The organism is [Erwinia] mediterraneensis, assembly GCF_900604315.1.
Lineage (GTDB): Bacteria > Pseudomonadota > Gammaproteobacteria > Enterobacterales > Enterobacteriaceae > Pantoea > Pantoea mediterraneensis_A.
In genome coordinates this window covers 433326-450680 of the sequence record NZ_LR026978.1, presented here as the reverse complement: position 1 = coordinate 450680, position 17355 = coordinate 433326, and the positions used below count along the sequence as shown (strand labels likewise).

General features: G+C 57.8%; 10 protein-coding genes. 4 read left to right on the top strand and 6 right to left on the bottom strand.

Annotated features, from left to right (window positions below; all coding sequences use genetic code 11):
• Positions 1-94 precede the first annotated feature (94 nt).
• The gene (gene yfhb / locus E0E17_RS01985) at positions 95-733 is read left to right on the top strand and encodes a phosphatidylglycerophosphatase C (RefSeq protein ID WP_130831053.1); all 639 of its coding nucleotides are present in this window, start codon (positions 95-97) and stop codon (positions 731-733) included.
• A 71-nt stretch (positions 734-804) separates the two neighbouring features.
• Positions 805-1299, top strand: coding sequence for a tRNA adenosine(34) deaminase TadA (gene tadA / locus E0E17_RS01980; protein ID WP_130831052.1), 495 nt, complete (start codon positions 805-807; stop codon positions 1297-1299).
• On the opposite strand, the gene mltF is transcribed toward tadA, so the two are convergent.
• On the bottom strand, positions 1296-2753 hold the full coding sequence (gene mltF / locus E0E17_RS01975) for a membrane-bound lytic murein transglycosylase MltF (protein WP_130831051.1): 1458 nt from the start codon (positions 2751-2753) through the stop codon (positions 1296-1298). The two genes, tadA and mltF, sit on opposite strands and share 4 nt — an antisense overlap.
• Positions 2754-3021: 268 nt before the next feature.
• Here mltF and purL point away from each other — a divergent pair, with 268 nt between their 5' ends.
• On the top strand, positions 3022-6912 hold the full coding sequence (purL, locus tag E0E17_RS01970; protein WP_130831050.1) for a phosphoribosylformylglycinamidine synthase: 3891 nt from the start codon (positions 3022-3024) through the stop codon (positions 6910-6912).
• 752 nt (positions 6913-7664) lie between these two features.
• Here purL and narI read toward each other — a convergent pair.
• From narI to E0E17_RS01945, 5 genes are read right to left on the bottom strand one after another with little or no spacing between them, the layout of a single operon-like run.
• On the bottom strand, positions 7665-8345 hold the full coding sequence (gene narI, locus E0E17_RS01965) for a respiratory nitrate reductase subunit gamma (RefSeq protein WP_130835430.1): 681 nt from the start codon (positions 8343-8345) through the stop codon (positions 7665-7667).
• Positions 8345-9025 carry a nitrate reductase molybdenum cofactor assembly chaperone gene (gene narJ, locus E0E17_RS01960; RefSeq protein ID WP_130831049.1) on the bottom strand — a complete coding sequence of 227 codons (681 nt, stop codon included), beginning with the start codon at positions 9023-9025 and terminating at the stop codon, positions 8345-8347. The genes narI and narJ overlap by 1 nt, the downstream gene beginning before the upstream one ends.
• Positions 9022-10557, bottom strand: coding sequence for a nitrate reductase subunit beta (gene narH, locus E0E17_RS01955; RefSeq protein ID WP_130831048.1), 1536 nt, complete (start codon positions 10555-10557; stop codon positions 9022-9024). The genes narJ and narH overlap by 4 nt, the downstream gene beginning before the upstream one ends.
• Complete coding sequence (locus E0E17_RS01950; RefSeq protein ID WP_130831047.1) at positions 10557-14264, bottom strand: nitrate reductase subunit alpha; 3708 nt, start codon at positions 14262-14264, stop codon at positions 10557-10559. The genes narH and E0E17_RS01950 overlap by 1 nt, the downstream gene beginning before the upstream one ends.
• Before the next feature lie 35 nt (positions 14265-14299).
• Positions 14300-15682, bottom strand: a complete 1383-nt coding sequence (locus E0E17_RS01945; RefSeq protein ID WP_130831046.1) for a NarK family nitrate/nitrite MFS transporter — start codon at positions 15680-15682, stop codon at positions 14300-14302.
• Positions 15683-15926: 244 nt separating this feature from the next.
• Between E0E17_RS01945 and E0E17_RS01940 the strand changes: the two genes are divergently transcribed.
• Positions 15927-17354, top strand: coding sequence for a sensor histidine kinase (locus E0E17_RS01940; protein ID WP_130831045.1), 1428 nt, complete (start codon positions 15927-15929; stop codon positions 17352-17354).
• Position 17355 lies beyond the last annotated feature (1 nt).

Below are 17355 nucleotides of genomic sequence, written 5' to 3'. Positions count from 1 at the left end.
TAGTCACTGGAATAAAAAAATGACATGCGTCGCCGCCGCGGTTGATGGCTACACTTGTACTGCACAGAGTTAACAACAATAAAGAGGAGCGCTTTTGACAACGGGTACGCAACGCCGGGTAATCTTTTTTGACCTCGACGGCACACTGCATCAGCAGGATATGTTTGGCACCTTCATGCGTTATCTGCTCTGGCGTCAGCCGCTTAATCTGCTGCTGGTCATACCGCTGTTGCCGGTTATTGGCCTGGGCTTAGTGGTGAAAGGGCGTGCCGCGCGCTGGCCGATGAGCCTGCTGCTCTGGTCGATTACCTTTGGTCACAGCGAACGTACACTGTTGCAGCGTGAGGAGGCGTTTGCGCGCTGGTTCCGTCAGCGTGTTATTGCGTTTCCGGTGGTGCAGCAGCGTCTGACCGAGTATCTCAGCAGTGACGATGCCGATGTCTGGCTGATCACCGGCTCACCGCAGTCGCTGGTGGAAAAAGTGTATTACGACTCTCCCTTTCTGCCGCGGGTTAAACTGATTGCCAGCCAGATGACGCGGGGATTCGGTGGCCGGGTACTGGCGATACGCTGTCTTGGTCATGAGAAAGTTGCTCAGCTGGAGGAAAAAATCGGCACGCCGCTCCAGCTTTACAGCGGCTACAGCGACAGTAAACAGGATAACCCGTTGCTCTTTTTCTGCCAGCATCGCTGGCGCGTAACGCCGCGCGGCGAACTGCAGCAGCTGGATTAAGGTCACGCTCCTCTTCGATTATGGCGGCGGGCCCGCTATAATGCGCGGCTCTCTTTAGCCTGGAGCCTGACGTGACTGAACTGAATGATGAATACTGGATGCGCCATGCGCTCAGACTGGCGCGCGTCGCCTGGGAGCAGGGAGAAGTGCCGGTAGGGGCAGTATTGGTTCAGGGCGATCGCGTCATCGGCGAAGGCTGGAACCGACCTATCGGCCAGCACGATCCCACGGCGCATGCCGAAATCATGGCCCTGCGCCAGGGCGGCAAAGTTCTGCAGAACTACCGCCTGCTGGACACCACGCTTTACGTCACGCTGGAGCCCTGTTTTATGTGTGCCGGTGCGATGATCCACAGTCGCATTACGCGGCTGGTATACGGCGCGCGCGATGAAAAAACGGGAGCGGCGGGCTCGCTGCTGGATCTGTTGGGACATCCGGGTATGAACCATCAGGTTATGCTGCATCAGGGGGTGTTGGCAGAAGAGTGTGCGGCCCTGCTCAGTGATTTTTTCCGCATGCGCCGGGCGCAGAAAAAGTCGCTGCGCCAGGCGCAGCGTATGCTTTAGTTCATGGCGATTTTCGGCTCAACGACCGGATGGCCATTCCCCTGTTCCGCCTCCAGGGCAGCGCGCTGTGCAAGTTTTCTTTCCTGATCCTGCAAATAGCCCACCAGGCTGACCTGATACTTACGGATATTCTCTACGTAGTTATAGGCTTCATGCCCGCGGGCGTAGCCGTAAGTGGTCTGCGTGTAATAGCGCTTCTGGCTCAGCATCGGCAGCCTTAGTTTGACGTCCGCCCAGCTGTCCGCATTGCCGCCCTGTTTTGCGGTAAGTTTGCGGGCATCCAGCATATGGGCATACCCCATATTATAAGCTGCCAGGGCGAACCAGATGCGTTCATCATCCGGCACGGTGTCCGGCACTTTCTCCATCATGCGCTGCAGGTAGGTGCTGCCGCCACGGATACTCTGCTCGGGATCGAGGCGATCGTTCACCTTCAGGCTTTCGGCGGTATTGCGTGTCAGCATCATCATGCCGCGTACGCCAGTCGGCGAGGTGGCCTGCGGATTCCAGTGTGATTCCTGGTAGGAGATAGCCGCCAGCAGCCGCCAGTCAATATGAGTGGCATACTTTTCGAACAGCGGCTGGATATCAGGCAGCGTATTGTCGATGGCGCGCAGGAAAGTACGGGTATCGACATAGTCAAAGGCGCCGACGTGGCCAAGATACTTCTCTTCCAGCCGCGCCATCGTACCTTCTTCACCCATATCGCTGAAAAAGTCGAGCATGGCAGCATTCAGGCTGTCGTCTTCACTGCGCGGCAGATACCAGGTCACCGGCTCTTCATCGGTGATATCAAAGGCAACCGCCAACTGAGGATGAATACGCTGCAGCAGACCGATAGTCACGGAATCGCTGATGGTATAGTCAAGCTTGCCGTCAGCCACCGCTTCCAGCAGCGCTTTTGGTGTGAGATCGGTGGAGATAGCCCAGTCGAGATCGGGATACTGGTTCGCCTTCACGCTGCGCAGCGATGAGAGGTAAGCGGAGCCGGAAGCCACCGTCAGACGGCCTTTCAAATCGCCGAGGTTTTTCGGGCGTGACTTATTCACGCGGTAGACTAACTGCTGCGATACGGAGTAGTAGCTCGGCCCGGTCTGATAACGGTTCAGCCTTTCGCTGTTGTAGATCAAGCCAGCCGCCAGCAAATCCGCTTTGCCATCATCCAGGTCGTCAAAGAGTTCACTGAGATTAGGACGCACCGTAACCTGCAGTTTAACCCCCAGATAATCGGCGAAGCGTTTTGCCAGCTCGTAATCCATCCCGGCCGGATCTTTATTGATGGTGTAATAGGTCAGGGGTGAGTTAATGGTACTAATACGCAGCACTCCCCGTGACTTTATCTGTGATATCGCATCTTGCGCACCGCCATACCAGGGTATTGAAGGCCATAAGGCCAGGGCAAGCAGTGCGGTGATAAGACCGATAAAAAGATAATTAAATTTTAGGCGTTTCAAATAGTTATCTCTCTCTGGCTCTCAGGCCTCTGTCTTTTATAAAGGCAGTATTGATCTTTTTTTAACTCCCAGAGCGAGGGGCATTTTGCGCAACAAAGTGAGCCAGAGCAACTTATATAGCAGCTACTGCACAATTTTCAGGCAAATACCAGGTGTCATTAAATCTACGCAAACGGTTTCGTAACGGGTGCGGTTTCTCTATAATACCGCCCGTTTTCCCTGTTGCGCCCAATGAAGCGTCGCCCGGCGCTCTGACGAGAGATCTTTAATGATGGAAATTCTGCGTGGTTCGCCCGCTCTGTCGGCATTTCGTGTTAACAAACTGCTGGCCCGTTTTCAGGACGCTCACCTGCCAGTGAGTGATATTTACGCCGAGTACGTTCATTTTGCCGATGTCGCCACCGCGCTGACTGCTGACGAAAAAGCCCGCCTGCAACGTCTGCTTAAATATGGTCCTTCTCTCGCTGAACATAGTCCGCAAGGGCGTCTGTTGCTGGTCACGCCGCGACCCGGCACGATTTCCCCCTGGTCTTCCAAAGCCACTGATATTGCGCATAACTGCGATCTGGCGCAGGTGCGCCGACTGGAGCGCGGCCTGGCCTTCTATATTCAGGCACCTCAACTGACGGAAGCGCAGTGGACGCAACTGGCTGCTCTGCTGCATGACCGTATGATGGAGACGGTATTCAGCGATCTGGCGCAGGCTGAGCAGTTGTTTGCTCATCATGAACCGCAACCACTGAAAAGCGTGGATGTGCTGGGCGGTGGGCGTGAGGCGCTGGTGCAGGCCAATATCTCGCTGGGCCTGGCGCTGGCGGACGATGAAATTGATTACCTGCTGGACGCGTTTCAAAAACTGGGGCGCAACCCGAACGACATCGAACTCTATATGTTTGCTCAGGCCAACTCTGAGCACTGTCGTCATAAAATTTTCAACGCTGACTGGATTATTGACGGCGAGAAGCAGCCTAAATCACTGTTCAAAATGATCAAAAATACCTTTGAGCAGACGCCGGACTACGTGCTCTCTGCCTATAAGGATAATGCGGCGGTGATGGAAGGGTCAGAAGTGGGCCGCTTCTTCGCTGACAGCGAGCAGGGGATTTACGATTACCATCAGGAAGCGGCGCATATCCTGATGAAAGTGGAAACCCATAACCATCCGACTGCCATCTCCCCCTGGCCGGGTGCGGCCACCGGTTCCGGCGGCGAAATCCGCGACGAAGGAGCAACCGGACGCGGCGCCAGGCCGAAAGCGGGTCTGGTCGGCTTTTCTGTGTCCAACCTGCGTATTCCGGGATTTGAACAGCCCTGGGAAGAAGATTTCGGTAAGCCGGAGCGCATCGTCAGCGCGCTGGATATCATGACGGAAGGTCCGTTAGGCGGGGCCGCGTTCAATAACGAATTTGGTCGTCCGGCGCTGAACGGCTATTTCCGTACCTATGAAGAGCAGGTCAACAGCCATAACGGCGTGGAACTGCGTGGCTACCACAAGCCGATCATGCTGGCGGGGGGTATCGGCAATATTCGTGGCGAACATGTGCAAAAGGGTGAAATCACCGTCGGCGCGAAGCTGATTGTACTGGGCGGACCGGCCATGAATATCGGCCTCGGTGGCGGTGCAGCTTCATCGATGGCGTCGGGTCAGTCTGATGCCGATCTCGATTTTGCCTCGGTCCAGCGCGACAACCCGGAAATGGAGCGTCGCTGTCAGGAAGTGATCGACCGTTGCTGGCAGCTGGGTGAAGCGAACCCGATTCTGTTTATTCACGATGTGGGCGCGGGTGGCCTTTCCAATGCCATGCCGGAACTGGTGAGTGATGGTGGACGCGGCGGCCGTTTCAACCTGCGCGATATTCTGAGTGACGAGCCGGGGATGAGTCCGCTGGAAGTCTGGTGTAATGAATCTCAGGAGCGCTATGTGCTGGCGGTCGCGCCCGATAAGCTGGCGCTGTTTGATGAGCTGTGTCAGCGTGAGCGTGCCCCGTATGCAGTCATCGGCGAAGCCACAGAAGAGCAGCATCTGACGCTCACTGACAGCCATTTCGCTAACAAGCCTATCGATATGCCGCTCGACGTGCTGCTGGGCAAAACGCCCAAAATGACCCGCGATGTCACCCGTCAGCAGGCGCAGGGCGAAGAGCTGCAGCGTCACGCTATTACGCTGGCCGAGGCGGTAAAACGCGTTCTGCATCTGCCGGTGGTGGCAGAAAAGACCTTCCTCGTTACCATTGGCGACCGTAGCGTGACCGGCATGGTGGCGCGCGATCAGATGGTGGGCCCGTGGCAGGTGCCGGTGGCTAACTGTGCGGTCACCACGGCCAGCCTGGACAGCTATCACGGCGAAGCCTTTGCCCTCGGCGAACGAGCGCCGGTTGCGCTGCTCGATTTCGCCGCCTCGGGGCGCCTGGCGGTCGGAGAAGCGCTGACCAACCTGGCGGCTACGCAAATTGGTTCGCTGAAGCGCGTGAAACTGTCTGCTAACTGGATGGCCGCAGCTGGCCATCCGGGTGAAGATGCCGGTCTCTACGCCGCAGTAAAAGCGGTCGGGGAAGAGCTGTGTCCGGCGCTGGGCATCACTATTCCGGTGGGTAAAGACTCCATGTCGATGAAAACCCGCTGGCAGCAGGGCAGTGAGCAGCGTGAAATGACGGCGCCTTTGTCGCTGGTGATCACCGCCTTCGCGCGCGTTGAAGATGTGCGCCGTACCGTAACGCCGCAGTTACAGCCTCAGCAGGAGAATGCGCTGCTGCTGATCGACCTCGGCAATGGCCATAACACCCTGGGCGCAACGGCACTGGCGCAGGTTTATCGTCAGCTTGGCGACAAGCCCGCTGACGTGCGTAACGCACAGCAACTGGCGGGCTTCTTTAACGCTATCCAGACGCTGGTGGCTGACGAGAAACTGTTGGCCTATCACGACCGTTCTGATGGCGGTTTGCTGGTCACGCTGGCGGAGATGGCCTTTACCGGCCATTGCGGTATCGAAGCGGATATCGCTACGCTGGGCGATGACGCGCTGGCTGCACTCTTTACCGAGGAGCTGGGCGCGGTTATTCAGATTAAAGCGGCGGATCGCGCGGCTGTTGAGCAGGTATTTGCTGAGCACGGCCTGGCAGATTGCGTGCACCTGATTGGTCAGGCTGTCGCGGGTGACCGTTTCGTGATTCGCGCCGGTGATAAGGCGCTCTACAGCGAGAGCCGTACCACGCTGCGTACCTGGTGGGCGGAAACCACCTGGCAGATGCAACGCCTGCGTGACAACCCGGCTTGTGCCGATCAGGAGCATGAGGCGAAACAGGATGATAACGATCCGGGCCTCAATGTGCATCTGACCTTTAAGCCGGAAGAAGATGTGGCGGCACCGATGATTGCGACCGGTGCGCGTCCGCAGGTGGCGATCCTGCGTGAGCAGGGCGTCAACTCCCATGTGGAAATGGGGGCCGCCTTCCATCGTGCCGGCTTTACGGCGGTTGATGTTCATATGAGCGACCTGCTGGCAGGCCGCCGTGGCCTGGAAGATTTCCATGCGCTGGTGGCCTGTGGCGGTTTCTCCTATGGCGACGTGCTGGGTGCTGGCGAAGGCTGGGCAAAATCGATTCTGTTCAACGCCCGGGTGCGCGATGAGTTTGAAGAATTCTTCCATCGCCCACAAACCCTGGCGCTGGGGGTCTGTAACGGTTGTCAGATGATGTCTAATCTGCGCGAGCTGATCCCGGGCAGCGATCTCTGGCCACGCTTCGTGCGTAACCAGTCTGAACGTTTCGAAGCGCGCTTCAGCCTGGTCGAAGTCGCAGCCAGTCCGTCGCTGTTGCTGGACGGTATGGCCGGCTCCCGTATGCCAATTGCGGTATCGCACGGCGAAGGCTTTGTCGAAGTGCGTGATGGCGCACATCTCGCGGCGCTGGAAGCCAAAGGTCTGGTGGCGCTGCGCTATGTAGACAACTACGGTAAGGTAACAGAACACTATCCGGCCAACCCGAACGGTTCACCTAACGGAATTACGGCGGTAACCAACGAAAGCGGGCGTGTCACCATTATGATGCCACATCCGGAGCGCGTATTCCGCACCGTCAGCAACTCCTGGCACCCGGCAGAGTGGGGCGAGGACAGCCCGTGGATGCGTATTTTCCGCAACGCCCGTAAGCAACTGGGCTAATTGCCATCCGCGACAAAAAGGAGGCCTCAGGCCTCCTTTTTTATGCGTGCTTTCGGGCCGGGAGCAATTTGTAGGTAACTGGCGACACTCCCTGTTTAACCTTGTCTCTGATTGGCGACATTTAAATTACTGATAATAAAACCGATAATTTTCCGTCTCGTTTTTTGTTGTTAAATGGCGACAGATTTGTCGTGCTGACGGGAGAGAAAAGGCGCTCGCATCAGCCATTCCCTGGCAAGCATCTGATTATCTGAGATTATTGAAAAGTGGCACGCTCCTTGCTAATATTAATGCGCTGCTCATTCTCCTGTTTATGATTGCCCCGCCACAGCGGACCAGAGCTCATAAAAACCGAATGACGCACAAAACGGTGCCTGCCGTCCACCAACCGATAATCGTTTGCTTTGCAACGTTATCAAGCATCGGGCGCAACGTTGAGTTAGGCACCACCTTATTCTTACGCGGGGCATTAAGGCGTCGCGTTAACGGCAGGCCAGCGCGCCTGCCGTTTTTTATTACCAACTTAAAACCACGTCCTGCGGGCGTGGTCATCAATACGTTTTGGCTCAGCCTTATCGTCTCTGGATTTGAATCTTACGGAACAGGCAGAGACTGCTTTTTAAGGTTTTTGGTACACCTCTATGGGGTACAATCAAAGCCGCCTTCTATGAAGGCGGATTTTTACTGCCTTCCGTCCCGCCTGTCTGCACCCTGCGCGAAACCGTTGCCTGGCGGGGCAGGGGAGAGGCAGGTTATCTGCGCAGGCGCACTACCTGGTAACGACGGGTCAGATATTCCAGTGGTGTGCTCCAGATGTGTACCAGGCGGGTAAAGGGAAACAGCAGGAACAGCGTCATGCCCAGCACCATATGGATACGGTAAATCATATCTACCCCCGCCAGCTGTGCGGCAGCACCGCCGCGGAAGGTGACGATCGCCTGCGCCCAGTTCACCAGCTTCATCATTTCGCTGCCGTCCATATGCTGCGCAGAGAAAGGAATCGTCACCAGCCCCAGCGCCGCCTGAACCAGCAGTAGCGCCAGAATAAGAATATCGGCACCACTGGAGGTGGCGCGCACGCGGACATGGGTCAGGCGGCGATATAACAGCAACAGCCCACCGATCAGCGTCAGCGCACCGCACAGGCCCCCGGCAAGCATGGCCAGCTTCTGTTTGCTGGCGATCGGCAGAAAACTTTCATACAGCCAGTGCGGGGTCAGCAAGCCGAAAAAGTGGCCGAACAGAATGCCGAGAATGCCGACATGGAACAGATTGGAGGCCAGACGCATTCCTTTACGGCTCATCAACTGGCTGGAACCGGCACGCCAGCTGTACTGGCCATAATCGTAGCGCAGCCAGCTGCCGAGCAGAAACACGCTTCCGGCGATATAGGGGTAAATATCAAAGAAAAACAGCGAAAGAAAATGCGACATCATCGACCTCCCGATGTCAGGTTCAGATACTGCACGGCGGTTTGCTGAGCCAGACGGCGCTGAGGGGGCGGTTGCATCGTGTTGCAGCCGCTATCGCTCAGGAAACGCACCTGTTCCTCGCGCCAGACGGCGTCCATCGCTTGCGGCGAGCGGTCATCACACTCCTGGCTGACCTGCGTCCGGAGCTGCTCAGCGTCTGACTGATAATCTATCCACGCCAGCAGCTGTTCCGGCAGCGCGGCGTAAGGACTTTGCTGATGGGCCAGCCGGGCCGCCAGCAGCGCCAGAATCGGTGCGATATCGCCGATCCCCTGACGCGCCTCCTGCTCGCTCAGTACGCTGAGATATTCCAGATAGAGCGGCAGATAGTCCGGCAATTCGCGTTCGTTCAGCTCCAGACCGGCACGGTGATAGCTCGCCAACAGATCGACCATCGCCTGACCGCGATCGCGTGATTCACCGTGTACGTGCTCAAACAGCAGCAGCGAGGTGGCGCGTCCGCGTTCAAACTGCGCAACCCAGCGCGCCTCGGCATCAAGCTGAGCGCTGGCGCAAAGGTCGCGGATAAAGGCCTGTAGCACGGGCGCGTCAGAACAGGCCTCCAGCAGCTCCTGCTGGTGCTGCCAGAGCGCCGCCTGCGGGTAATCCAGCAGCAGCGCAATCACTTTCAGGCGTTTCATCGGCGCTCTCCCTGGCGGGCGTCGATCTCGACGGCATCAATACGACGGCTGTTAAACAGGTTGAAGCGGGTATCGCTGCCGTGACAGCCATCACCAAAGGTAAACCCGCAGCCGTTGCGTTCCGGGAAGGCCTCCCGCGCCAGTTCGCGATGGGAAGAGGGCACCACGTAGCGATCTTCATAATTAGCGATCGCCAGATAGCGGTACATCTCCTCGGCTTCAGCTACGCTCAGGCCGGTCTGTTCCAGCGCTCGCGTGTCGCTGACCCCTTCCACGCTCTGCGCGCGTTTGTAATGACGCATCGCCATCAGGCGCTCCAGCGCACGTTTCACCGGCTTCTCATCCCCGGCAGTTAGCAGGTTAGCCAGATAGCGCAGCGGAATACGCAGCGTACTGACGTCCGGCAGCACGCCCTGCTGCGGCAACAGAGAAGCATCCGCCAGCGACTGCACCGGCGATAACGGCGGCACATACCAGACCATCGGCAGCGTGCGGTATTCCGGGTGCAGCGGCAGCGCCAGCTGCCATTCGACCGCCATCTTATAGACCGGCGATTTCTGTGCGGCCTCGATCACGCTCCAGGGGATACCCTGTTTCTCCGCCTCGGCGATCACCTGCGGGTCGTGAGGATCGAGGAAGATCTCCAGCTGACGCTGATAGAGATCCTGCTCATGTTCCGTGCTGGCCGCATCCGCAATGCGGTCGGCGTCATAGAGCAGCACGCCCAGATAGCGAATGCGCCCTACACAGGTTTCCGAGCAAACCGTCGGCATACCGCTTTCAATACGCGGATAACAGAAAATACATTTTTCTGATTTGCCGCTTTTCCAGTTGAAGTAGATTTTTTTGTAGGGACAGCCGCTGACGCACATACGCCAGCCGCGGCATTTGTCCTGGTCAATCAGCACAATGCCATCTTCTTCACGTTTATAAATTGCCCCGCTGGGACAGGTTGCGCTGCAGGCCGGATTCAGGCAGTGCTCGCACAGGCGCGGCAGATACATCATAAATGTCTGCTCAAACTGACCATAAACCTCGCGCTCAAGGCCATTAAAGTTGCTGTCAGCGCGGCGCTTGCTGAACTCGCCGCCAAGAATTTCCTCCCAGTTGGGGCCACCGTTGATCTTCTCCATACGCTGCCCCGTCAGCAAAGAGCGGGGGCGGGCAATCGGCTGATGCCTGCTTTTGGGCGCGTTTTGCAGATGCCCATAGTCAAAGGTAAAGGGCTCGTAGTAATCATCAATTTCCGGCATGACCGGGTTAGCAAAAAGGTTTTTCAGGACGCCGATCTTACTGCCGAGGCGCGGCTGCAACTGCCCGTTGATTTTGCGGATCCAGCCCCCTTGCCATTTCTCCTGATCTTCCCAGGCGTGGGGATACCCTACGCCGGGTTTGCTTTCCACATTGTTAAACCAGGCATATTCCATCCCTTCGCGACTGGTCCAGACGTTTTTGCAGGTCACAGAGCAGGTGTGACAGCCAATACATTTGTCGAGGTTGAGCACCATGCCCACCTGAGATCGAATTTTCATCACGCATGTTCCTCGTCAAGCCAGTCAACCCGCTGCATTTTGCGCACCACAACAAACTCATCGCGGTTGGAGCCGACGGTGCCGTAATAGTTAAAGCCGTAAGATTGCTGCGCATAGCCCCCGATCATATGTGTCGGTTTGGGCGTAATCCGCGTTACCGAGTTATGGATACCGCCACGCTGGCCGGTGATCTCGGAACCCGGAATATTCACCAGGCGCTCCTGAGCGTGATACATCATGGTCATGCCCGCCGGCACCCGCTGGCTCACCACTGCGCGGGCGGTAAGCGCGCCGTTAACGTTAAAGGCTTCAATCCAGTCGTTATCTTCGATGCCCAGTTCGCGCGCATCCGCTTCGCTGAGCCAGACAATCGGCCCGCCGCGCGACAGTGTCAGCATCAGCAGGTTGTCGCTGTAGGTTGAGTGGATCCCCCACTTCTGATGGGGCGTAATGAAGTTCAGCGCCTTTTCCGGATGACCATTCGGACGCAGATTCAGCATGCTCTGGACGCTACGGGTATCAATCGGCGGACGGTAAGCCACCAGACTTTCGCCGAAATCACGCATCCAGGGGTGATCCTGATAGAGCTGCTGGCGACCGGTCAGCGTGCGCCACGGGATCAGCTCATGCACATTGGTATAACCGGCGTTATAGGAAACATGCTCATCCTCCAGCCCTGACCAGGTGGGACTGGAAATGATCTTGCGCGGCTGCGCCTGAATATCCCGGAAGCGAATTTTCTCGTCTTCCTTATTCAGGGCCAGATGACGGTGATCGCGCCCGGTGATCTCGCCCAGCGCCTGCCAGGCGCGCACCGCTACCTGACCGTTGGTTTCCGGTGCCAGCGACAGGATGGTTTCCGCTGCATTAATCGCCGTGTCGATCGCCGCGTGGCCATTATCCTGCACGCCATTCAGGCGTTTAAGCAGTTCCACTTCGCTTTGCGTCTGCCAGTTAATGCCTTTACCCCCGTTGCCAAGGCTTTCCAGCAGCGGCCCCAGCGAGGTAAAGCGCTGATAGGTTTGTGGGTAGTTGCGTTCGACGCTGATCATCTGCGGCGCGGTCTGACCGGGAATCAGCGGGCATTCACCCTGTTTCCAGTCTTTCACATCGAACGGCTGCGCCAGCTCCGCCGGGGTATCATGCTGTAGCGGCAACAGCACCATATCGGTCTCTTCGCCGAGGTGGCCGGGGCACAGCTGCGAAAAACGCTGCGCCAGACCTTTGTAGATATCCCAGTCGCTGCGCGACTCCCAGGCGGGGTCGACCGCAGCTGTCAGCGGATGAATAAACGGATGCATATCCGAAGTATTCATGTCGTCTTTTTCATACCAGGTGGCGGTCGGCAGCACGATATCGGAATAGAGGCAGGTACTGGACATGCGGAAATCCAGCGTCACCACCAGATCGAGTTTGCCCTCGGTCGCTTGATCCCGCCATTCCACCTCCTGTGGCCGCACTTCTCCCTGCTCACCCAGATCTTTCCCCTGGATACCATGTTCGGTGCCAAGCAGATGCTTGAGAAAATATTCATGGCCCTTGCCGGAGGATCCCAGCAGGTTAGAGCGCCAGACAAACAAGTTACGCGGATAGTTCTGCTCCCGTTCCGGCTGTTCAGAGGCCAGGCGGAGTGCGCCTCGCTCCAGCTGTTGCGTCAGGTAATCTTTATCCGTCATGCCTGCCGCGTGAGCCGCGGCGTGGATATGCAGCGGATTGGTGTTCAGCTGCGGTGCCGAAGGCAGCCAGCCCATACGTTCAGCCCGCACGTTAAAATCGATCATCTGGCCCTGATAACGCGCTTTATCCGCCAGCGGTGACAGCAGACTGCTGGCGCTGACCGTTTCATAGCGCCACTGACCGCTGTGGTTATAGAAAAACGAGGTGCTGTTCATCTGGCGCGGCGGGCGCTGCCAGTCAAGGGCGAAGGCCAGAGGCTGCCAGCCAGTCTGCGGACGCAGTTTCTCCTGTCCCACATAATGCGCCCAGCCGCCACCGCTCTGTCCCACGCATCCGCAGAACACCAGCATATTAATCAGCGCGCGGTAGTTCATATCCATATGAAACCAGTGGTTGAGTCCGGCCCCCAGGATAATCATTGAGCGGCCACGGGTTTTCGCCGCGTTATCGGCAAACTCGCGGGCGATACGAATAATTTCACTGCGCGGCACACCGGTAATCTGCTCGGCCCAGGCGGGGGTATAAGCCGCGACCGTATTAAAATCGCTGGCACAGGGCTGCGCTTCCAGCCCCTGACTGACGCCATAGCTGGCCAGCGTCAGATCGTACACCGTGGTCACCAGCCTCTGACGGCCATCTGCCAGTGTGATCCGGCGCGCGGGCAGGGTGCGTACCAGCACATTGTCGAGTTCCACCGCGTTAAACTGGGGATGGGGATCGCCGCCGAAGTAGGGGAAGCCCACCTGTACCCGCTGGTCATGGTGATTTTTCAGGCCCAGACGCAGCGTTACCGCCTGCTGACTGGCTTTCGCTTCCAGGTTCCATTTCCCTTTTTCACCCCAGCGGAAACCAATGGAACCATTCGGCACGATCAGCTCACCGCTGGCGTCATCAATAGCCACGGTTTTCCACTGCGGATGATTGCTCTCTCCCAGCGCATCGCTCAGGTCTGAAGCTCGCAGTAAACGTCCTGCCACCAGATAGCCATTCTGATGTTCTTCCAGTATCACCAGCATCGGCAAATCGCTGTAACGCCGGGCATAATTGAGGAAGTAATCGCAGGGATTATCCAGATAAAACTCGCGCAAGATCACATGGCCCATCGCCATCGCCAGTGCGCTGTCTGTGCCCTGTTTCGGTGCCAGCCACTGGTCGCACAGTTTGGCCACTTCGGCATAATCGGGGGTAATGGCAACGGTTTTCGTCCCTTTATAGCGAACTTCCGTAAAGAAGTGGGCATCCGGGGTACGGGTCTGGGGAACGTTGGAACCCCAGGCGATAATGTAACCGGCGTTATACCAGTCGGCGGATTCGGGCACGTCGGTTTGCTCGCCCCAGGTCATGGGCGAGGCGGGGGGCAGATCGCAGTACCAGTCGTAGAAACTGAGGCAGACGCCGCCAATCAGGGAGAGATAACGCGACCCGGCGGCATAGGAGACCATCGACATTGCCGGAATCGGCGAGAAGCCGGCAATCCGATCGGGTCCCCAGGTTTTAATGGTATGAATATTCGCCGCCGCAATCAGCTCGTTCAGCTCGTTCCAGCTGGCGCGGACAAAGCCGCCGCGCCCGCGCGCCTGTTTCCAGCGGGCTGCCTTTTGCTTGTCGCTGACCAGAGATGCCCAGGCGGCGACCGGATCCGCATATTGCTGGCGGGCTTCACGCCACTGCGCGATCAGCGTCTGACGCACCAGCGGATGCTTCAGACGGTTCGCGCTGTAAAGATACCAGGAAAAGCTGGCGCCGCGCGGACAGCCCCGCGGTTCATGGTCAGGCAAGTCCGGGCGGGTGCGGGGATAATCTGTCTGCTGGGTTTCCCAGGTGACAAGGCCATTTTTAACGTAAATCTTCCAGCTACAGGAGCCGGTGCAGTTCACCCCATGGGTAGAGCGGACGATTTTGTCATGCTGCCAGCGCTGGCGGTAACCTTGCTCCCAGTCGCGATTCTGCTGCCAGTTCTGACCGTGATCGCCAGCGAAGGTGTCGCTTTTCTGGCGAAAATAGCGAAACCGGTCGAGGAATTTACTCATACGTCATTGCTCCCGTAAAAATACAGCAACACTGCTCACGCGCTTTTGCGTCCATAGACGCCAGCGGTGATCAATGCACAAATCAGGTAAAAACCGAGAAAAACGCCCATCGCGCCTGCGGCGGAGCCGGTGATTTTGAGTGAAATCCCGAAGGCGTTAGGGATAAAGAAGCCGCCGATAGCCCCGATAGCGGAGATAAACCCCAGAGCGGCCGAGGTGTCGGTTGCGGCCTGCTGCTGTGCCGCTTCATCACTGACGCCGCGGGCCCTGGCGCGGGCCAGCGTGCGGGCGCGAAACAGGGTCGCAATCATCTGAAAAGTCGAGCCGCTGCCCAGCCCGGCGGTGAAAAACAGCAGCATAAAGACCGCGTAGAAGGCGAAGAAATAGCCGTCATCCTGGGTGCCGGGGAGCGTCAGGAAAACCAGCGCGCTCAACAGCGCCATCAACAGATAGTTGACCAGCGTTACGCGCACGCCGCCCAGACGGTCAGAGATCATGCCGCCAATGGAACGCGCCAGTGCGCCGATGAAAGGGCCAAAAAACGCATAGCGCAGAATATCAGCATGCGGAAACTGGGTGCGGGTCAGCATGGTAAAGCCAGCAGAAAAACCGATAAAAGAGCCGAAGGTGGCGAGATAAAGAAGACCCAGCAGCCAGACATCAGCGCGCGCCAGCACCGGCAGTTGCTGGCGTAATGAGGCTTTGGCACAGGCCAGATCGTGCATGCCAAACCAGGCGAACAGCGTGGCGACCATCAGAAACGGAATCCAGATCCAGGCGGCGTTTTGCAGCCACAGCTGCCCGCCCTCCGGCAGGGTCACTGCGTTGCCGTTAAAGGCACCGAATACCGCCACCGACATCACCAGCGGCGCGATAAGTTGCATCACGCTGACGCCCATATTGCCGATGCCGCCGTTGATGCCCAGCGCGGCGCCCTGGCGTGATTTGGGATAGAAAAAGCTGATGTTCCCCATGCTGGAGGAAAAATTTGCCCCGGCGAAACCGCACAGCAGGGCAATGCTCATAAATACCTGCAGGCTGGTATTGCTATCCTGCACCGCGATACCGAGCCACAGACAGGGCAGGATCAGAATGGCGGTACTGATGGCGGTCCAGCGGCGTCCGCCCATCATCGGCACCATAAAAGCGTAGGGCACGCGCAACAGCGCGCCGGACACTGACGGCAGCGCAGTGAGCAAAAACAGCTCATCGGTGGTAAAGCGGAATCCGGCTTTCGGCAGATTGACGGCCACGGCGCTGAACAGCATCCAGACACAGAACGAAAGCAACAAACAGGGAACGGAAATCATCAGGTTACGGCGGGCTATGGCCTGCCCGGTCTGTCGCCAGAAGTGAGGATCTTCAGGCTCCCAGCAGGCGAGCGGCTGTCCTTTGCGCGTCAGCGAATTATCAGTCATTATCTTTTCTCTAAGCGAAACGATACCGCTACGGTAAAGATATTGCCGGGCAGTGGCGTTGATATAAATCAAGGGGAATCGGGTTAACGGCGTACAGGCGGGTAACGGCAGACTGCGCAGTAAAAAAATCGCTGCGCTGACCTGCGCCAGAGCGTAGTCGTGAGGCTTATGCCGCCCGGCGGACTGGCATAAGGGAGCGCAGCTGTTTACCATCAAAACGGCGTTTACAACAGGAACCGTTCGCGTGAAAAGATGGCGTTTATTTCCCCGCTCATTGCGTCAGCTGGTGCTGCTGGCGTTTTTGCTGGTGCTGCTTCCGCTGCTGGTGCTCGCCTGGCAGGCCTGGGAAAGCCTTTCGGCGCTCAGCGAGCAGGCGGCGGATACCAATCGCAATACCTTTACCGATGTGCGGCGCAGCGAAGCGATGGCGCGTACGGCGCTGGAGCTGGAGCGCAGCTATCGTCAGTATTGTGTGCTGGGCGATACCACCCTGGCGCGTCTCTACCAGACGCAACATATGCGCTACAGTCAGATGTTGACCATCCATGCAGAGCGGTTGCCGGCACTGGCGGCGCTGCATCACTTATCCAGCCTGTTACCACAGTTGAATCCGCTCAGGTGTGAGAACGGCAACCCGACACGCGGCGTTTCTGGCGCGCTGGAACGTTTTTCTGCCACCAATACCCGCATGGTGCAGGAGACGCGCGAAGCGGTCTTTTCGCGCGGTCTGCAGCTGCAACGTGAGATTGCCCAGCGCGGTCAGTTTTTTGGCTGGCAGGCGTTGATTCTGTTTCTTATCAGCCTGGTGCTGGTGCTGCTGTTTACCGGCATGATTATCGGCCCAGTGAAAAGCGTGGAGCGCATGATTAACCGTCTGGGTGAGGGACGCGAGCTGGGGCCGAGCGTGGCGTTCCGCGGTCCGCGCGAGCTGCGTTCGCTGGGGCAGCGCATTGTCTGGCTGAGCGAACGCCTGGCCTGGCTGGAGACGCAGCGCCATGAATTTTTGCGCCATCTCTCCCATGAGCTGAAAACGCCGCTGGCCAGCCTGCGTGAGGGCACCGAACTGCTGGCTGACCAGGTGGCGGGACCGCTGAATCACGAACAGCGCGAAGTGGTGGCGATTCTGGACAGCAGTAGTCGCCATCTGCTGCGGCTGATCGAGCAGTTGCTGGAGTATAACCGCAAGCTGGCAGAGGGCCCCACGCCGCTTGAACCGGTGGCGCTGGATAACATCATCGCTCAGGTGATCAGCGCCCACGCACTGACCGCGCGCGCGAAGGGGATGCAGACCCATATTGATCTGGCGGAACAGCACTGTCTTGCCGAACCTGTGCTGCTGATGCGCGTGATAGATAACCTTTACTCTAACGCCGTGAACTACGGCAGCGAATCCGGTAACATCTGGCTACGCAGTCAGCGCAAGGGTGATAAAGTCTGGATTGAGGTGGCGAACAGCGGCAACCCTGTTCCTGCCGGGGAGCAGGAGATGATCTTCGAACCGTTTTATCAGGGAAGTCAGCAGCGCAAAGGCGCGGTGAAAGGCAGCGGGCTGGGGCTGAGTATCGCCAAAGATTGTATCCGCCGGATGCAGGGCGATCTGCAACTGGTCAGGCACAGCGAGGCAGACGTCTGTTTTCGTATTGAACTGAATATCACAGACGGGAACCCCTGAC

Excerpts from the sequence above, each read along its gene's own strand:
- purL (WP_130831050.1), top strand. The coding sequence starts at position 3,022 with ATGATGGAAATTCTGCGTGGTTCGCCCGCTCTGTCGGCATTTCGTGTT.
- narI (WP_130835430.1), bottom strand. The coding sequence starts at position 8,345 with ATGTCGCATTTTCTTTCGCTGTTTTTCTTTGATATTTACCCCTATATC.
- narJ (WP_130831049.1), bottom strand. The coding sequence starts at position 9,025 with ATGAAACGCCTGAAAGTGATTGCGCTGCTGCTGGATTACCCGCAGGCG.
- narH (WP_130831048.1), bottom strand. The coding sequence starts at position 10,557 with ATGAAAATTCGATCTCAGGTGGGCATGGTGCTCAACCTCGACAAATGT.
- E0E17_RS01950 (WP_130831047.1), bottom strand. The coding sequence starts at position 14,264 with ATGAGTAAATTCCTCGACCGGTTTCGCTATTTTCGCCAGAAAAGCGAC.
- E0E17_RS01945 (WP_130831046.1), bottom strand. The coding sequence starts at position 15,682 with ATGACTGATAATTCGCTGACGCGCAAAGGACAGCCGCTCGCCTGCTGG.